The organism is Pseudomonas sp. Z3-8, from assembly GCF_051131975.1.
In the GTDB taxonomy this organism is placed as follows: Bacteria; Pseudomonadota; Gammaproteobacteria; order Pseudomonadales; family Pseudomonadaceae; genus Aquipseudomonas.
The window spans coordinates 1022544-1037075 of the sequence record NZ_CP071643.1; the positions used below are offsets into that span (position 1 = coordinate 1022544).

Here is a 14532-nt window from a genome sequence, read left to right on the forward strand (position 1 = left end):
AAAAATCATGGGTTTGGCAAAAGGATTGATCGGCTTGCTGGTGGCGCTGCCGCTGTTGGCCTCTGCCGAGGAAATCGGGCAGGTGTCCACGGTGTTCAAGTTTGTCGGGCCAAACGACCGGATCGTGGTCGAGGCGTTCGATGATCCCAGGGTCGATGGCGTGACCTGCTATCTGTCGCGGGCCAAGACCGGCGGCGTAAAAGGTGGCCTGGGGCTGGCCGAAGATCGCGCCGAGGCGTCCATCGCCTGCCGCCAGGTCGGGCCGATCAGCTTCAAGGGCGAGCTCAAGGATGGCGAGGAGGTCTTTCGGGAGCGCACCTCGCTGGTGTTCAAGACCATGCAGGTGGTGCGTTTTCTCGACAAGAAGCGCAATACGCTGGTGTACCTGGTCTATAGCGACCGTGTGATCGAGGGTAGCCCGCAGAATGCGGTGACGGCGATTCCGATCCTGCCGTGGGCCAAGGCTCAATAACCACGCAAAAACCACTGTGGGAGCGAGCCTGCTCGCGAATGCGGTCTGCCAGTGACATTGATGCCGTCTGGCACACCGTATTCGCGAGCAGGCTCGCTCCCACAGTTCTGAATTGAGTGGTGCACCTGATTAAATCCCAGGCAATAAAAAACCGACCCTGGGGTCGGTTTTTTAACGAGCGCGTCGCTTAGGCAGCAGCGGCAACGTTCAAGGCCTTTACGTGGCCATTCAGGCGGCTCTTATGGCGAGCAGCCTTGTTCTTGTGGATGATGCCTTTATCGGCCATGCGGTCGATAACTGGCACAGCCAGAACGTAAGCAGCTTGTGCTTTTTCAGCGTCTTTTGCGTCGATGGCCTTGACTACGTTTTTGATGTAGGTACGGACCATGGAACGCAGGCTGGCGTTGTGGCTGCGACGCTTCTCAGCCTGTTTTGCACGTTTTTTGGCGGAAGGTGAGTTGGCCACCGTCGAGCTCCTCGAAAGACTTTTTAGGAAATAGCAAACAAAATAGGCCGCGAATCATGCCGATGAGTTGACGTGTTGTCAAGGGCGGGTGACACGTTCCGCTGAATGGCAGGTGCGGCGCACCGAATGATTTCTTTCCGGCGTGCGACCTGTAAACTCGCGGGCTTTGGCGCTGTGCTGTTTAGCGGCGCGAAGTATCGCACAAGTGGGCGCGTTGTTCGCCTGCTGTTTATCGACAGGCACAAACTCTTTTCATGAATCTGCTCAAATCGTTGGCTGCCGTCAGCTCTATCACGATGCTTTCCCGGATTCTGGGATTCGTTCGCGATACGCTGATCGCGCGGATATTCGGTGCCGGAATGGCCACCGACGCCTTCTTCATCGCCTTCAAGCTGCCAAACCTGCTGCGGCGGATCTTCGCCGAAGGGGCCTTTTCCCAGGCCTTCGTGCCGATCCTGGCTGAATACAAAAGCCAGAAGGGCGACGAGGCGACCCGCACTTTCATCGCTTATGTGACCGGTTTGCTCACGCTGGTGCTGGCGCTGGTCACCGCGGCCGGCATGCTCGCCGCGCCTTGGGTGATCTGGGCCACCGCGCCAGGTTTCACCGACACGCCGGAAAAATTCCAGCTCACCTCCGACCTGTTGCGGGTGACCTTTCCTTATATATTGCTGATTTCCCTGTCATCGCTGGCCGGGGCGATCCTCAATACCTGGAACCGCTTCTCGGTGCCGGCCTTCGTGCCGACGCTGCTCAATGTCAGCATGATCGTGTTCGCGCTGTTCCTGACGCCGTATTTCGATCCGCCGGTGATGGCCCTGGGTTGGGCGGTGCTGGTCGGCGGCCTGGCGCAATTGCTCTATCAACTGCCCCACCTGAAAAAAATCGGCATGCTGGTACTGCCGCGCCTGAACTTGCGCGACAGTGGCGTGTGGCGCGTCATGAAGCAGATGCTGCCGGCCATTCTCGGGGTATCGGTGAGCCAGATTTCCCTGATCATCAACACTATTTTCGCCTCGTTCCTGGTGGCCGGTTCGGTCTCGTGGATGTACTACGCCGACCGCTTGATGGAGCTGCCTTCCGGCGTACTGGGCGTGGCGCTGGGCACGATTCTGCTGCCTACCCTGGCCAAGACCTACGCCAGCCAGGACCGTCATGAATACTCGCGCATCCTCGATTGGGGCCTGCGCCTGTGCTTCGTGCTGGTCCTGCCTTGTGCGCTGGCGCTGGGGATCCTTGCCGAGCCGCTGACGGTTTCGCTGTTCCAGTATGGCCAGTTCAATGCGTTTGATGCCTTGATGACCCAGCGCGCGCTGATCGCCTATTCGGTGGGCTTGCTTGGAATCATTGTAATCAAGGTCTTGGCGCCGGGTTTCTACGCCCAGCAGAACATCCGCACGCCGGTGAAGATCGCCATCTTCACCTTGGTGATGACCCAGCTGTTCAACCTGCTGCTCATCGGACCCCTGGCCCATGCCGGCCTGGCCCTGGCGATCAGCGCCGGTGCCTGCCTCAACGCCGGGCTGCTGTTCTACCAGCTGCGCAAACAGGAGATGTATCAGCCGCAGCCCGGCTGGGCCAGGTTCGGCCTCAAGCTGCTGGTCGCCGTGGCGGTGATGTCGGCGGTGTTGCTGGCGGGGATGCATTTCATGCCGGCCTGGGGCGAAGGGCAGATGCTCGAGCGTTTCCTGCGCCTGGGCGTGCTGGTCGTGGCCGGCGTGGTGGCTTATTTCGGCATGTTGCTGCTAATGGGATTCCGTCTGCGCGACTTCAATCGCAAGGCCTTGAGCTGAACGGTTACCTTCGATAATCCCGCGCCGGACGGCGGTTTTGTCGGTTCGATCACTTTGGGTTACGGTGTTGCCTGTCGCCGACCGCCGGGTGTGGTTATAATCGGCCACTTTATGAGCAAGAAGCGCGTTATGCAGCTGGTTCGAGGCCTCCACAACCTGCGTCCCCGGCATCGGGGCTGTGTCGCCACTATTGGCAACTTCGACGGTGTTCACCGTGGCCACCAGGCTATCCTGGCGCGGCTGCGCGAGCGTGCGCTGGAGTTGGGCCTGCCCAGCTGCGTGGTGATCTTCGAGCCGCAGCCCCGGGAGTTCTTCGCTCCGGACACCGCTCCGGCGCGTCTGGCCCGGTTGCGTGACAAACTGCAACTGCTGGCCGCCGAAGGCGTCGATCGGGTCCTCTGCCTGGCTTTCAACCAGCGCCTGAGCCAGCTCAGCGCCGCTGAGTTCGTCGATACCATCCTGGTGGACGGTCTCGACGTAAAGCATCTGGAAGTCGGCGACGATTTCCGTTTCGGCTGCGACCGGGCAGGGGATTTCGATTACCTGCAACAGGCCGGCATCGCCCAGGGATTCACCGTCGAAGCGGCACAGACCGTCGAAATGGACGGTCTGCGCGTCAGCAGCACCCAGGTCCGCAATGCCCTGGCGGCGGCGGATTTCGAATTGGCCGAGCGCTTGCTCGGCCGGCCGTACCGGATTGCCGGGCGGATCCTGCACGGGCAGAAACTGGCGCGCCAATTGGGCACACCGACGGCCAACGTGCAACTCAAGCGCCGTCGTGTGCCGTTGACCGGGGTGTTCCTGGTGAGTGTCGACATCGACGGCAAGACCTGGCCCGGCGTCGCCAATATCGGCGTACGTCCCACGGTGCAGGGGGATGGCAAGGCCCATCTCGAAGTACACATTCTGGATTTTGCCGGCGATCTGTATGACCGGCGTTTGACGGTGGTTTTCCACCAGAAGCTGCGTGAAGAGCAGCGTTTTGCCTCTCTGGAGGCGCTCAAGACGGCGATCCATGCAGATATCGCCGCCGCCCGTGCCCTTGTCGCAACCAGCGCCAATCGCTAATGAAGAGCCTTAAATGACCGACTATAAAGCCACGCTAAACCTTCCGGACACCGCCTTCCCAATGAAGGCCGGCCTGCCTCAGCGCGAACCACAGATTCTGCAGCGTTGGGACAGCATTGGCCTGTACGGAAAGTTGCGCGAAATTGGCAAGGATCGTCCGAAGTTCGTCCTGCACGACGGCCCTCCGTACGCCAACGGCACCATCCACATCGGTCACGCGCTGAACAAGATTCTCAAGGACATGATCATCCGCTCCAAGACCCTGTCGGGTTTTGACGCGCCGTATGTCCCGGGCTGGGACTGCCACGGCCTGCCGATCGAGCACAAGGTTGAAGTCACCCACGGCAAGAACCTGGGCGCCGACAAGACCCGCGAGCTGTGCCGTGCCTACGCCACCGAGCAGATCGAAGGGCAGAAGTCCGAATTCATCCGTCTCGGCGTGCTGGGCGACTTCGCCAACCCGTACAAGACCATGGACTTTGCGAACGAAGCCGGCGAGATCCGTGCCCTGGCGAAAATCGTCGAGGGCGGCTTCGTGTTCAAGGGCCTGAAACCGGTCAACTGGTGCTTCGACTGTGGTTCGGCCTTGGCCGAGGCGGAAGTCGAGTACGAGAACAAGAAGTCCTCGACCATCGATGTCGCGTTCCCGATCGCCGATGAAGACAAGCTTGCCGCCGCTTTCGGCCTGGGCAAGCTGGCCAAGCCGGCCGCGATCGTGATCTGGACCACCACCCCGTGGACCATCCCGGCCAACCAGGCGCTGAACGTCCATCCGGAATTCAACTACGCCCTGGTCGACGTCGGCGACAGACTGCTGGTGCTGGCCGAAGAGCTGGTCGAATCCTGCCAGGCCCGCTACAGCCTGGAAGGTTCGGTGATTGCCACCGCGCCAGGTTCGGCGTTGGAGCTGATCAACTTCCGTCATCCGTTTTATGACCGCCTGTCGCCGGTGTATCTGGCCGACTACGTGGAGCTGGGCGCCGGCACTGGCGTGGTTCACTCCGCGCCGGCCTATGGCGTCGACGACTTCGTGACCTGCAAGAAATACGGCATGGTCAACGATGACATCCTCAATCCGGTGCAGAGCAATGGCGTCTACGTGCCGTCGCTGGAATTCTTTGGCGGCCAGTTCATCTGGAAAGCCAACCCGGCCATCGTCGACAAACTGACCGAAGTCGGCGCGCTGCTGCACACCACCGTCATCGAACACAGCTACATGCATTGCTGGCGCCACAAGACCCCGCTGATCTACCGCGCGACCGCGCAGTGGTTCATCGGCATGGACAAGCAGCCAACCAGCGGCGACACCCTGCGCCAGCGTTCGCTCAAGGCCATCGAAGAGACCCAATTCGTTCCGGCCTGGGGCCAGGCGCGCCTGCACTCGATGATCGCCAACCGTCCGGACTGGTGCATCTCCCGCCAGCGCAACTGGGGCGTGCCGATCCCGTTCTTCCTGAACAAGGAAAGCGGCGAGCTGCACCCGCGCACCGTCGAACTGATGGAAGAAGTGGCCAAGCGCGTTGAAGCCGAAGGCATCGAAGCCTGGTTCAAGCTCGATGCCGCCGAGCTGCTCGGCGACGAAGCGCCGCTGTACGACAAGATCAGCGACACCCTCGACGTCTGGTTCGATTCCGGCACCACTCATTGGCACGTGTTGCGCGGCTCGCATCCGATGGGCCACGAGAACGGCCCGCGCGCCGACCTGTACCTGGAAGGTTCGGACCAGCACCGTGGCTGGTTCCACTCGTCCTTGCTGACCGGTTGCGCCATTGACAACCACGCGCCGTACCGCGAGCTGCTGACCCACGGTTTCACCGTTGATGAGGCCGGCCGCAAGATGTCCAAGTCCCTGGGCAACGTGATCGCGCCGCAGAAAGTCAACGACACCCTTGGCGCCGACATCATGCGCCTGTGGGTCGCGTCCACCGATTATTCCGGCGAGATGGCCGTTTCCGAGCAGATCCTGCAGCGCAGCGCGGACGCCTACCGGCGGATCCGCAACACCGCGCGTTTCCTGCTCTCGAACCTGACCGGTTTCAACCCGGCCACCGACCTGCTGCCGGCCGAAGACATGCTTGCGCTGGACCGCTGGGCCGTGGACCGCACCCTGTTGCTGCAACGCGAATTGCAGGAACACTATGGTGAATACCGTTTCTGGAACGTCTACTCGAAGATCCACAACTTCTGCGTGCAGGAGCTTGGCGGTTTCTACCTCGACATCATCAAGGACCGCCAGTACACCACCGGCGCCAACAGCAAGGCGCGCCGTTCGTGCCAGACCGCGCTGTTCCACATCAGCGAGGCGCTGGTGCGCTGGATCGCGCCGATCCTGGCGTTCACCGCCGACGAATTGTGGGAATACCTGCCGGGCGAGCGCAACGAATCGGTGATGCTCAACACCTGGTACGAAGGCCTGACCGAACTGCCGCAGGGCTTCGAGCTGGACCGTGCGTATTGGGACCGGATCATGGCGGTCAAGGCGGCGGTCAACAAGGAAATGGAAATCCAGCGGGCGGCCAAGGCTGTCGGCGGCAACCTGCAGGCTGAAGTGACCCTTTACGCCGAAGAGGCGCTGGGTGCCGATCTGGCCAAGCTGGGCAACGAGCTGCGCTTCGTGCTGATCACCTCGACCGCCAGCGTCGCGCCGCTGGTGCAGGCGCCGGCCGATGCGGTGGTCACCGAGGTAAGCGGCCTGAAGCTCAAGGTGGTCAAGTCGGGCTTCGTCAAGTGCGCCCGTTGCTGGCACTGCCGCGAAGACGTCGGCGTGAACCCGGAGCATCCGGAAATCTGCGGGCGTTGCGTCGACAACATCAGCGGTACGGGCGAGGTTCGCCACTATGCCTGATGTGGCGGCTAACGCAGCGGGCCGTTTCGGACGGCTGGGCTGGCTCTGGTTGAGTGTGCTGGTACTGGTCATCGACCAGGCCAGCAAGTACTACTTCGAGAGCTCTTTGACCATGTACCAGCAGATTGTGGTCATTCCCGACTACTTCAGCTGGACGCTGGCCTACAACACCGGCGCGGCGTTCAGCTTCCTGGCCGACAGTTCGGGCTGGCAGCGTTGGCTGTTCGCCCTGATCGCCGTCGTGGTCAGTGCCGTGCTGGTGGTCTGGCTCAAACGCCTGGGGCGTGACGAGACCTGGCTGGCCGTGGCGCTGGCGCTGGTCCTGGGTGGCGCGCTGGGCAACCTGTACGACCGGATTGCCTTGGGCCATGTGATCGATTTCATCCTGGTGCATTGGCAGAACCGCTGGTACTTCCCGGCATTCAACATTGCCGACAGTGCCATCAGCGTGGGCGCCGTGATGCTCGCCCTGGATATGTTCAAGAGCAAGAAAACCGGAGAAGCCGTCCATGACTGAGCAGCGTATCGCTCAAAACACCGAAGTGAAGCTTCACTTCGCCCTGCACCTGGAAAACGGCGACACCGTCGACAGCACGTTCGACAAGGCGCCGGCGGTGTTCAAGGTCGGCGACGGCAACCTGCTGCCGGGTTTTGAAGCGGCGATCTTCGGTTTCAAGGCCGGCGACAAGCGCACCGTGGTGGTTCCTCCGGAAAATGCCTTTGGTCAGCCCAACCCGCAAAACGTGCAGACCATGCCACGCTCGCAGTTCCAGGACATGGAGCTGTCCGAGGGGCTGCTGGTGATCTTCAACGACGCGGCCAACGCCGAGCTGCCGGGTGTGGTGAAAGCTTTTGACGATGCCGAGGTGACCGTGGACTTCAACCACCCACTGGCGGGCAAGACCTTGAGCTTCGAGGTGGAAATCCTTGAAGTGAAGGCGGTTTAACGTTTAACAGCAATTACCGCACCCACAATACCTGTGGGAGCGAGCCTGCTCGCGAAGGCTGCGTCACAGTCGCCACCGAGTTGACTGAACCACCGCATCGCGAGCAGGCTCGCACCCACAGACACGAGGCACAGCATGCAAATCAAACTCGCCAACCCCCGTGGCTTCTGCGCTGGCGTGGACCGGGCGATCGAAATCGTCAACCGCGCCCTGGAAGTCTTCGGACCGCCGATCTATGTGCGCCATGAAGTGGTCCACAACAAGTTCGTCGTCGAGGACCTGCGCAGCCGTGGGGCCATCTTCGTCGAAGAACTGGACCAGGTACCGGACGACGTGATCGTGATCTTCAGCGCCCACGGCGTTTCCCAGGCGGTGCGTACCGAAGCGGCTGGCCGTGGCCTGAAAGTGTTCGATGCCACATGCCCACTGGTTACCAAGGTCCACATCGAGGTGGCTCGCTACAGCCGTGACGGTCGCGAATGCATCCTGATCGGCCATGAAGGCCACCCGGAAGTTGAAGGCACCATGGGTCAGTACGACGCCAGCAATGGCGGGGCGATCTACCTGGTTGAAGACGAAGAAGACGTCGCGGCCTTGCAGGTTCGCAACCCGGAAAAGCTGGCTTTCGTTACGCAGACTACCTTGTCCATGGACGACACCAGCCGGGTGATCGACGCCCTGCGCGCGCGCTTCCCGGCCATCGGCGGGCCGCGCAAGGACGACATCTGCTACGCGACCCAGAACCGTCAGGACGCGGTCAAGCAACTGGCCAACGAGTGCGATGTGGTCCTGGTGGTCGGCAGCCCGAACAGCTCCAACTCCAACCGCTTGCGCGAGCTGGCCGAACGCATGTCGACCCCGGCCTACCTGATCGACGGCGCCGAGGACATGCAGCGCAGCTGGTTCGATGGTGTCGAGCGGATCGGCATCACTGCCGGCGCCTCCGCACCGGAAGTCCTCGTACGCGGGGTGATCGAACAGTTGCAGGCTTGGGGCGCAACGGGCGCCGACGAGCTGGCGGGTCGCGAGGAAAACATTACATTCTCGATGCCGAAAGAGCTGCGGGTCCGCTCCCTGCTTTGAGTCCTTTTTCACAGAGGGCCTGCTCGGCTTTGACACTTTCCAGGCGGACGCGGCCGGAGGGCGCCAGGATCACCTGGTGATGGCTGACCGGCCCGCGTCTGGCGCAGACATGCAGCGTGCCTGCCTGGAACGCGCCGTCGGGGTGCAGGGCTTCTCCCTGGCCGCCGAACCTCACGCGGCGTTTCACTGGCGAGTTGCCAACCACCCGAGCATGACCGCTGCGCTCCCTGAGCAAGGTTTGCTCCTTGTTGTCCAGCGTGATCCGCCAGCCCTTGCCCCAATCATTGTCGATTCCCTGGATCAAGATGCGGCGGTTGCGCGTGATGGCTTCGCTGCGGGCAAAACGCAACCCGCTGATCAGCAACCGGGCGGTATCCTCGCGTTCGATGGACTCGATCAGCTCTTTGTAGCTTGCACCGGCCCACGGCAGAACAATTGCGGCAATCGCCAGTCCCATGAGCAGTTCGATCAGGCTGAAGCCCTGTTGATGCATGACGTCTCCTCCCTGGAGAGCGTGAAGCGGATTTAAGGCTTATGAATCGTTGTGGCACTTCGCATACGGCGACGGTTTGTTCTAGCGTGTAGAAGCAGGTATAGCCGACGGCAACGGAGGGCATCGATGGATCTTCGTACAAAAGGTTTCACGCTGATCGAGGTGTTGGTGGCCCTCGGCGTGCTGCTGATCCTGATCACCATGGCGGTGCCGTCATTCACCGGCTCGCTGCAAAGTACCAAGGCCGATACCGAGATCGACGACCTGCGCCGAGCCTTGAATTTCGCGCGAATGGAAGCGATCAACCGTGGCATCACCACGCGCATTCGTCCCACCACGCAGGGCGGTGCCTGGAGCGGTGAATTGATGGTGTATGACAACACGGGCAACCCGGCCAATCCGACCAATGTATTGCGGGTTGTTCCAGCAATGGGCGGCGGCGTGACTCTGACGCTAACCTCTGAAGTGACCAACATTGATTTCAACAACCTGGGCGGGTTATCGGCACCGACCACGCCGGTGGGCTTCAATTACGTGAGAGGGGCGCAGAGCAGGACGCTCAATGTCTGCCTCAATGGACGAATCGTATTGGGTGGAAATTGCGGATGAAGGATTGCAGTAAAACGGCGCAGGAGGGCATGACGCTCATCGAGGTGCTGGTGGCGATGCTGATTCTCGGCGTGGGTTTGCTGGGCGCGGCGATGGTCCAGCTCAATGCCCTCAAATATACCGACAGCTCGCGCATGACCAGCCAGGCCAGCTTCATCGCCTACGACCTGTTGGACCGCATCCGGGCCAATTCCGGTGCCGACTACACCATCACGCCGCCGAGCTCGCCGAACCTCAACGTGGCCCGGGACCAGGATCTTTATGACTTCAAGACCAACATCGTCGCTTTCGGCGGCGCCACGGCCACCGGTACGGTTGCGCTGAACCAGCGGGTCTACACCATCACCATTTCCTGGGACGACGCCCGGGCTGCCAACACGACCAACGCGGCCGAGGCGCGACGCAGCTTTGTGCTGACCAGCCGGGTCGCTGTCGATCCATTGGCGACGACGCCATGAACCGGCATAGCCGGGGTTTCGGGCTGATCGAACTGATGATCGCGCTGGTCATCAGCCTGATCGTCGTGCTGGGCGTCGTGCAGATTTTCATCGCAGCGAAAAATACTTACGTAAGCCAGAGTGCCGCCGCGGTAATGCAGGAGGATGCACGGTTTGCCTTGAGCAAAATGGTTCAGGAAATTCGCATGGTGGGCATGTTCGGCTGCCTGGCGACGGTCACCGATGCGTCTTCGAACAATGATTTCGCCGCCAGCCAGATCACCCCGATTCGCTGGGACAACGCCACCCGCAGGTTGACCCTGGTCACGGCGGATATCGGCAATAGCGGCAGTGCGCCGACCTGGACCATCATTTCCGATTGCCGCAATACGGCCACCGCCTACACCGGAGCGCGAGCACCCGCGAGCGGGCAGATGGCCTTTCCGATCCGGCGGCTGATCTATGGTTTCAACAACAATCAGTTATTGCTGGGGAGCGGCGCTGGCAACCCGACCATGGCGGTGCTGGTGGATAACGTGCGGGCATTCGACGTGACCTTCGGCGTGGCCGGCAGCGCGACGGACATCGCAGCCACCAGCTACAGCGGCAACCCGAGCGACCCGGCGCTGATCCGCAGCGTGCGCCTGACGCTGACGCTGTACGACCCGAAAAATACCGTGCGCGAGCAGACCTTCAACGTGGTTGCTGCCTTGCGCAACCGGCTGCTATGAGGGGGCGACTGATGAGGTCGACAGGTTTCGGGTATCGCCAGCGTGGCATGGCCTTGCTGGTCAGCCTGGTCTTTTTGCTGCTGCTGACACTGATTGGTTTGTCATCGATGCAGAGCGCCACGCTCCAGGAAAAGATGACCAGCAGCGTCATGCAGCGCAACCAGTCGTTCCAGATGGCCGAGGCGGCGCTGAGGATCGGGGAAAGCGCGGTGCAGGCAGAAAGTTATTCGCTGCCGGTCTGTACCGCGGCCCAATGCGCGCCACCGCCTGAGTCGGCAACAGTGACGGTGGCGGGGCGCTATTCCTCGTCCGGGGTGCTGTGGGTGGCCGCCGCCGGTGGGTTTTACGGCGTGCAGAATATCGGCACAACCCTTACGGCAGTCAACGTGCCGCTCAATACCTCGGCGACGCTGTACCGGATCACGGCGGTGGCGGTGGTGGGCAACAACCAGCGCAGCGTGGTGGAGAGCATCTATGCGAAATATTAGAGTGCTTCGGGGCTGGCGCCAGGCGTTGTGGGGGATGTTGCTCAGCCTTTACCTGACGGCCCCGGCCTATGGCTTCACACCGTCGGAATCACCGCTGTTGAGTGCGGCGGCGGTGACGCCCAATGTGATGCTGCTGATCGATGATTCGGGGAGCATGAACAACATTATCTGGGCGGCGGGGTTTGATCCGAATGTGGCGCGGCCGGTGATCGATGTATGCACGGACGACAGAAGCTGCAGTAGCAGCAACAGGACGCCGCTTGCGGCAAATGATGGAAACGTTTTGCTTGCGAGTCTGTTCCGTGGCGGCTGCTTAAATGGCTGGTACGGCTTCTTCCGGCCTGGCTTTGGTCAGGTTTGCCTACGGTTACCCGATCCTGTCGGAGGCGAGAATACCCGCTACACAGCTAGATATTTATCCTATCTCGTGACCTTGGCCAATGGTTCGAGCCGCGACTTTACCACTGGCTCAATCCCCAACGACTATCGAATCAACGTGGCTCGGGATGTCTCCACAGACCTGGTCGCCAATAACCGCGCCCTGCGCATTGGCCTGGCCACTTTCAACCCGCCCAGCAGCACCAACTCCGGCCCCGGTGGTTATATCGCCCGAGCCATCAGCGACTTGTCGCCGGTCAGCGGCAGCGTCACCCAGACCCAGGCCAACACCAACTACAGCGCCCTGATCAATGCCATCAACGCCTTGGGCGCCGTCGCCAACACTCCGTTGGCCGAAAGTTATTACGAGGTTACCCGCTATTTCCGCGGCATGGCACCGTATTACAACGGCACGCCCAGCACCTATACCAGCCCGATCCAGTATCGCTGCCAGAAGAATTTCGGCGTGGTGATTACCGATGGCCTGCCAACCTACGATCGAACGTTTCCCACCAATGATCCGCTGGGCGGTAGCCGTCTCCCCAACTGGGATGGCATCAGCGCCAACGATGGCGCCAATCCGACTGGGGATACAGAGGGCGACACGCTGTACCTGGACGATATCGCCAAGTTTGCCTTCGACATCGACATGCGTTCCACCGGCACTGACGTCACCGGGAAAAGTTGGGATGGAGCCGAATTCCGCCGGCAGTACCTCAATACTTATACTGTGGGTTTTGCTGTCACCAACCAGATGCTTTCCGACGCCGCTCGCTACGGTGCGGGCAAATATTATCCGGCCACCGACAGTGAAGGCCTGAACTCGGCGCTGTCATCGGCCCTGAGCGACATCACCTCCAAGGCCGGTTCCGGAGGCGGCGGCACCAGCAATGGCGCGACGCTCTCCAGCACTTCTAGTTTTTACCAGACCACCTACGACCCCAGGGACTGGCGCGGCACCATCAAGGCATTCGGCTTCAATTCCACTGGAACGGTGAACACCGCAGCAGCGCAGTGGACCACTGACACCGCTATCGTTCCCGGTGCCACACCGCCGATCTACCAGTCCTGGAACACCGCGACCAACGTGCCGGTGACCCTGGCCTATGGCAACTTTTCGCCGGCCCAGCAAACCAGCCTGAGCCAGGGCCTGCCCACGGGGATCACCGGCAGCGATCTGGTGGAATGGAGCAAGGGCGTCAACAGGACCGGGCTCAAGGTGCGCAGCGTCCTGCTGGGGGACATCATCAATTCGCCGCTGGTCCTGGCCTCGCCCACTGACCAGACCGCCTCGGACCTGCTGAACGACACCAGTTACAGCAATTACCTGACGACCAAGGCGGCAAACATGAGCAGCAGCCTGGTGGTGAATGGCAATGATGGTTTCTTCAGTGTCATCAACAGCGCCAACGGAACCCGCCGTTACGCGTATATGCCGTCGACCGTGCTTCCCTCATTGCAGCTCATCGCTGATCCCGGCTACATCAATGGCGTGAGTCATAAATTCCTGGTGGACGGACAGGTTGCCGTATTCGATGCGCAACTGGGCAGCGTCTGGAAAACGCTGGCCCTGGGTGGCACCGGCGCGGGCGGCCGGGCGTTTTACGCGGTGCAACTGTTCGACGCAGCGGCAGGCAACGCGATCCGGGCACTGTGGGAGATCAGCGCGCCGACCCTCGCCAACGCAGCCAATGTCTTCAATGACCTGGGCTACGCCTACGCGCGCCCTGAAGTCGCGCGCCTCGCGGACGGTCGCTGGGCGGCGTTCATCGCCAATGGTTATGGCAGTAATACCGGTGTGGCGGCGCTGTACGTGGTGGACGTTCGCGACGGCTCGCTGATTCGCAAGATAGTCGTCAACAGCCCCGACACCAATAACGGCCTTTCGTCGGTCAAGCTGCGGGTCAACGCCCAGAACGTTGTGCAGGCGGCCTATGGTGGGGATCTGAAAGGACGGATGTGGAAGTTCGACCTCAGCGCAACTTCGCCGAACACCTGGGGCCTGGCGTTTGCCGGCCAGCCGTTGTTCACCGCTCCAGGTGGCGCGACACAGCCGATCACCGCGCAACCGCTGCTGGCGGAGAACCCCCAGGGCGGCATCCAGGTATTTTTCGGCACGGGCAAGTTCAATGAGTCGGCGGACAAGCTCAACAAGGACCTGCAAGGGTTCTATTCGATCTGGGACGCTAGCGGTGGCGCCGGGCAGATTACCGTGGCGAACCTGCAGGCCCAGTCGATCACCAGCATTTTTTCCGGTACTACCGGGCAATTCGTGACCACCAGCCAGAACAACGTGGCCTATCCCACGCAAAAAGGCTGGTATCTGCCGCTGATATACAACAACGCGCTGACCGGTGAACGGGTGATCAACCCGGCCAGCCTGGTACTTGGGCGTGTGGTCTTTACCACCGCCGCCGTTGATACCACTGACCCATGCGCGAGCTTCGGTACCGGCAAGCTGATCGAAGTGGATGCGTTCAACGGTAAGATGCTCAACTATGCGGTGCTCGATACCAACAACGATGGTTCGATCAATACCCTCGACACGATTTCCGCTGGCGTGGTGTTCACGGGGGGGATCCCGACCTTGAGTGCCGTCGTCAGCGCCAATGGAGCAACCAATATGGTGGTGAATGACTCCGGTGGTGGAATCACCGACCTGCTGACCAAGTCCGTCGGTGGCAGCCGTCGTATCATGTGGCGGCAAATACAGTGAGGTAAG

14 protein-coding genes are annotated in these 14532 nt (G+C 61.2%); 12 read left to right on the forward strand and 2 right to left on the reverse strand.

Features of this window, described 5'->3' with window-relative positions; all coding sequences use genetic code 11:
• Positions 1-7: 7 nt before the first annotated feature.
• On the forward strand, positions 8-472 hold the full coding sequence (locus tag J3P94_RS04775) for a CreA family protein (protein WP_305498707.1): 465 nt from the start codon (positions 8-10) through the stop codon (positions 470-472).
• A gap of 187 nt (positions 473-659) precedes the next feature.
• On the opposite strand, the gene rpsT is transcribed toward J3P94_RS04775, so the two are convergent.
• The gene (gene rpsT, locus J3P94_RS04780; RefSeq protein ID WP_020798646.1) at positions 660-938 is read right to left on the reverse strand and encodes a 30S ribosomal protein S20; all 279 of its coding nucleotides are present in this window, start codon (positions 936-938) and stop codon (positions 660-662) included.
• Positions 939-1192: 254 nt separating this feature from the next.
• On the opposite strand from rpsT, the gene murJ reads away from it, so the two are divergent.
• The 6 genes from murJ (at position 1193) to ispH (ending at position 8674) form a co-directional block, all read left to right on the forward strand.
• Positions 1193-2731, forward strand: coding sequence for a murein biosynthesis integral membrane protein MurJ (gene murJ, locus J3P94_RS04785; RefSeq protein WP_434571719.1), 1539 nt, complete (start codon positions 1193-1195; stop codon positions 2729-2731).
• Between the two features lie 129 nt (positions 2732-2860).
• Complete coding sequence (gene ribF, locus J3P94_RS04790; protein ID WP_039593898.1) at positions 2861-3799, forward strand: bifunctional riboflavin kinase/FAD synthetase; 939 nt, start codon at positions 2861-2863, stop codon at positions 3797-3799.
• Positions 3800-3812: 13 nt separating this feature from the next.
• Positions 3813-6644 carry an isoleucine--tRNA ligase gene (gene ileS, locus J3P94_RS04795; protein ID WP_434571721.1) on the forward strand — a complete coding sequence of 944 codons (2832 nt, stop codon included), beginning with the start codon at positions 3813-3815 and terminating at the stop codon, positions 6642-6644.
• Complete coding sequence (lspA, locus tag J3P94_RS04800) at positions 6637-7161, forward strand: signal peptidase II (protein WP_434571723.1); 525 nt, start codon at positions 6637-6639, stop codon at positions 7159-7161. Before ileS ends, lspA begins: the two co-directional genes overlap by 8 nt.
• On the forward strand, positions 7154-7591 hold the full coding sequence (fkpB, locus tag J3P94_RS04805) for an FKBP-type peptidyl-prolyl cis-trans isomerase (protein WP_434571725.1): 438 nt from the start codon (positions 7154-7156) through the stop codon (positions 7589-7591). Before lspA ends, fkpB begins: the two co-directional genes overlap by 8 nt.
• Before the next feature lie 135 nt (positions 7592-7726).
• The gene (ispH, locus tag J3P94_RS04810; protein ID WP_305498716.1) at positions 7727-8674 is read left to right on the forward strand and encodes a 4-hydroxy-3-methylbut-2-enyl diphosphate reductase; all 948 of its coding nucleotides are present in this window, start codon (positions 7727-7729) and stop codon (positions 8672-8674) included.
• On the opposite strand, the gene J3P94_RS04815 is transcribed toward ispH, so the two are convergent.
• Positions 8628-9167 (reverse strand): GspH/FimT family pseudopilin, encoded by a 540-nt coding sequence (locus J3P94_RS04815; protein WP_434571727.1) that lies wholly within the window; start codon positions 9165-9167, stop codon positions 8628-8630. The genes ispH and J3P94_RS04815 overlap by 47 nt on opposite strands.
• 126 nt (positions 9168-9293) lie before the next feature.
• On the opposite strand from J3P94_RS04815, the gene J3P94_RS04820 reads away from it, so the two are divergent.
• The 5 genes from J3P94_RS04820 to J3P94_RS04840 are packed head-to-tail and all read left to right on the forward strand — an operon-like array spanning position 9294 to position 14526.
• Entirely contained in the window at positions 9294-9776 is a 483-nt protein-coding gene (locus J3P94_RS04820) for a GspH/FimT family pseudopilin (protein ID WP_434571729.1), read from the forward strand.
• Positions 9773-10234, forward strand: coding sequence for a type IV pilus modification protein PilV (gene pilV / locus J3P94_RS04825; protein WP_305498723.1), 462 nt, complete (start codon positions 9773-9775; stop codon positions 10232-10234). Before J3P94_RS04820 ends, pilV begins: the two co-directional genes overlap by 4 nt.
• Entirely contained in the window at positions 10231-10944 is a 714-nt protein-coding gene (locus J3P94_RS04830) for a PilW family protein (RefSeq protein ID WP_434571731.1), read from the forward strand. Before pilV ends, J3P94_RS04830 begins: the two co-directional genes overlap by 4 nt.
• Before the next feature lie 11 nt (positions 10945-10955).
• Positions 10956-11432 (forward strand): pilus assembly PilX family protein, encoded by a 477-nt coding sequence (locus tag J3P94_RS04835; protein WP_434571733.1) that lies wholly within the window; start codon positions 10956-10958, stop codon positions 11430-11432.
• The gene (locus tag J3P94_RS04840) at positions 11419-14526 is read left to right on the forward strand and encodes a pilus assembly protein (RefSeq protein WP_434571735.1); all 3108 of its coding nucleotides are present in this window, start codon (positions 11419-11421) and stop codon (positions 14524-14526) included. Before J3P94_RS04835 ends, J3P94_RS04840 begins: the two co-directional genes overlap by 14 nt.
• Positions 14527-14532: the final 6 nt, after the last annotated feature.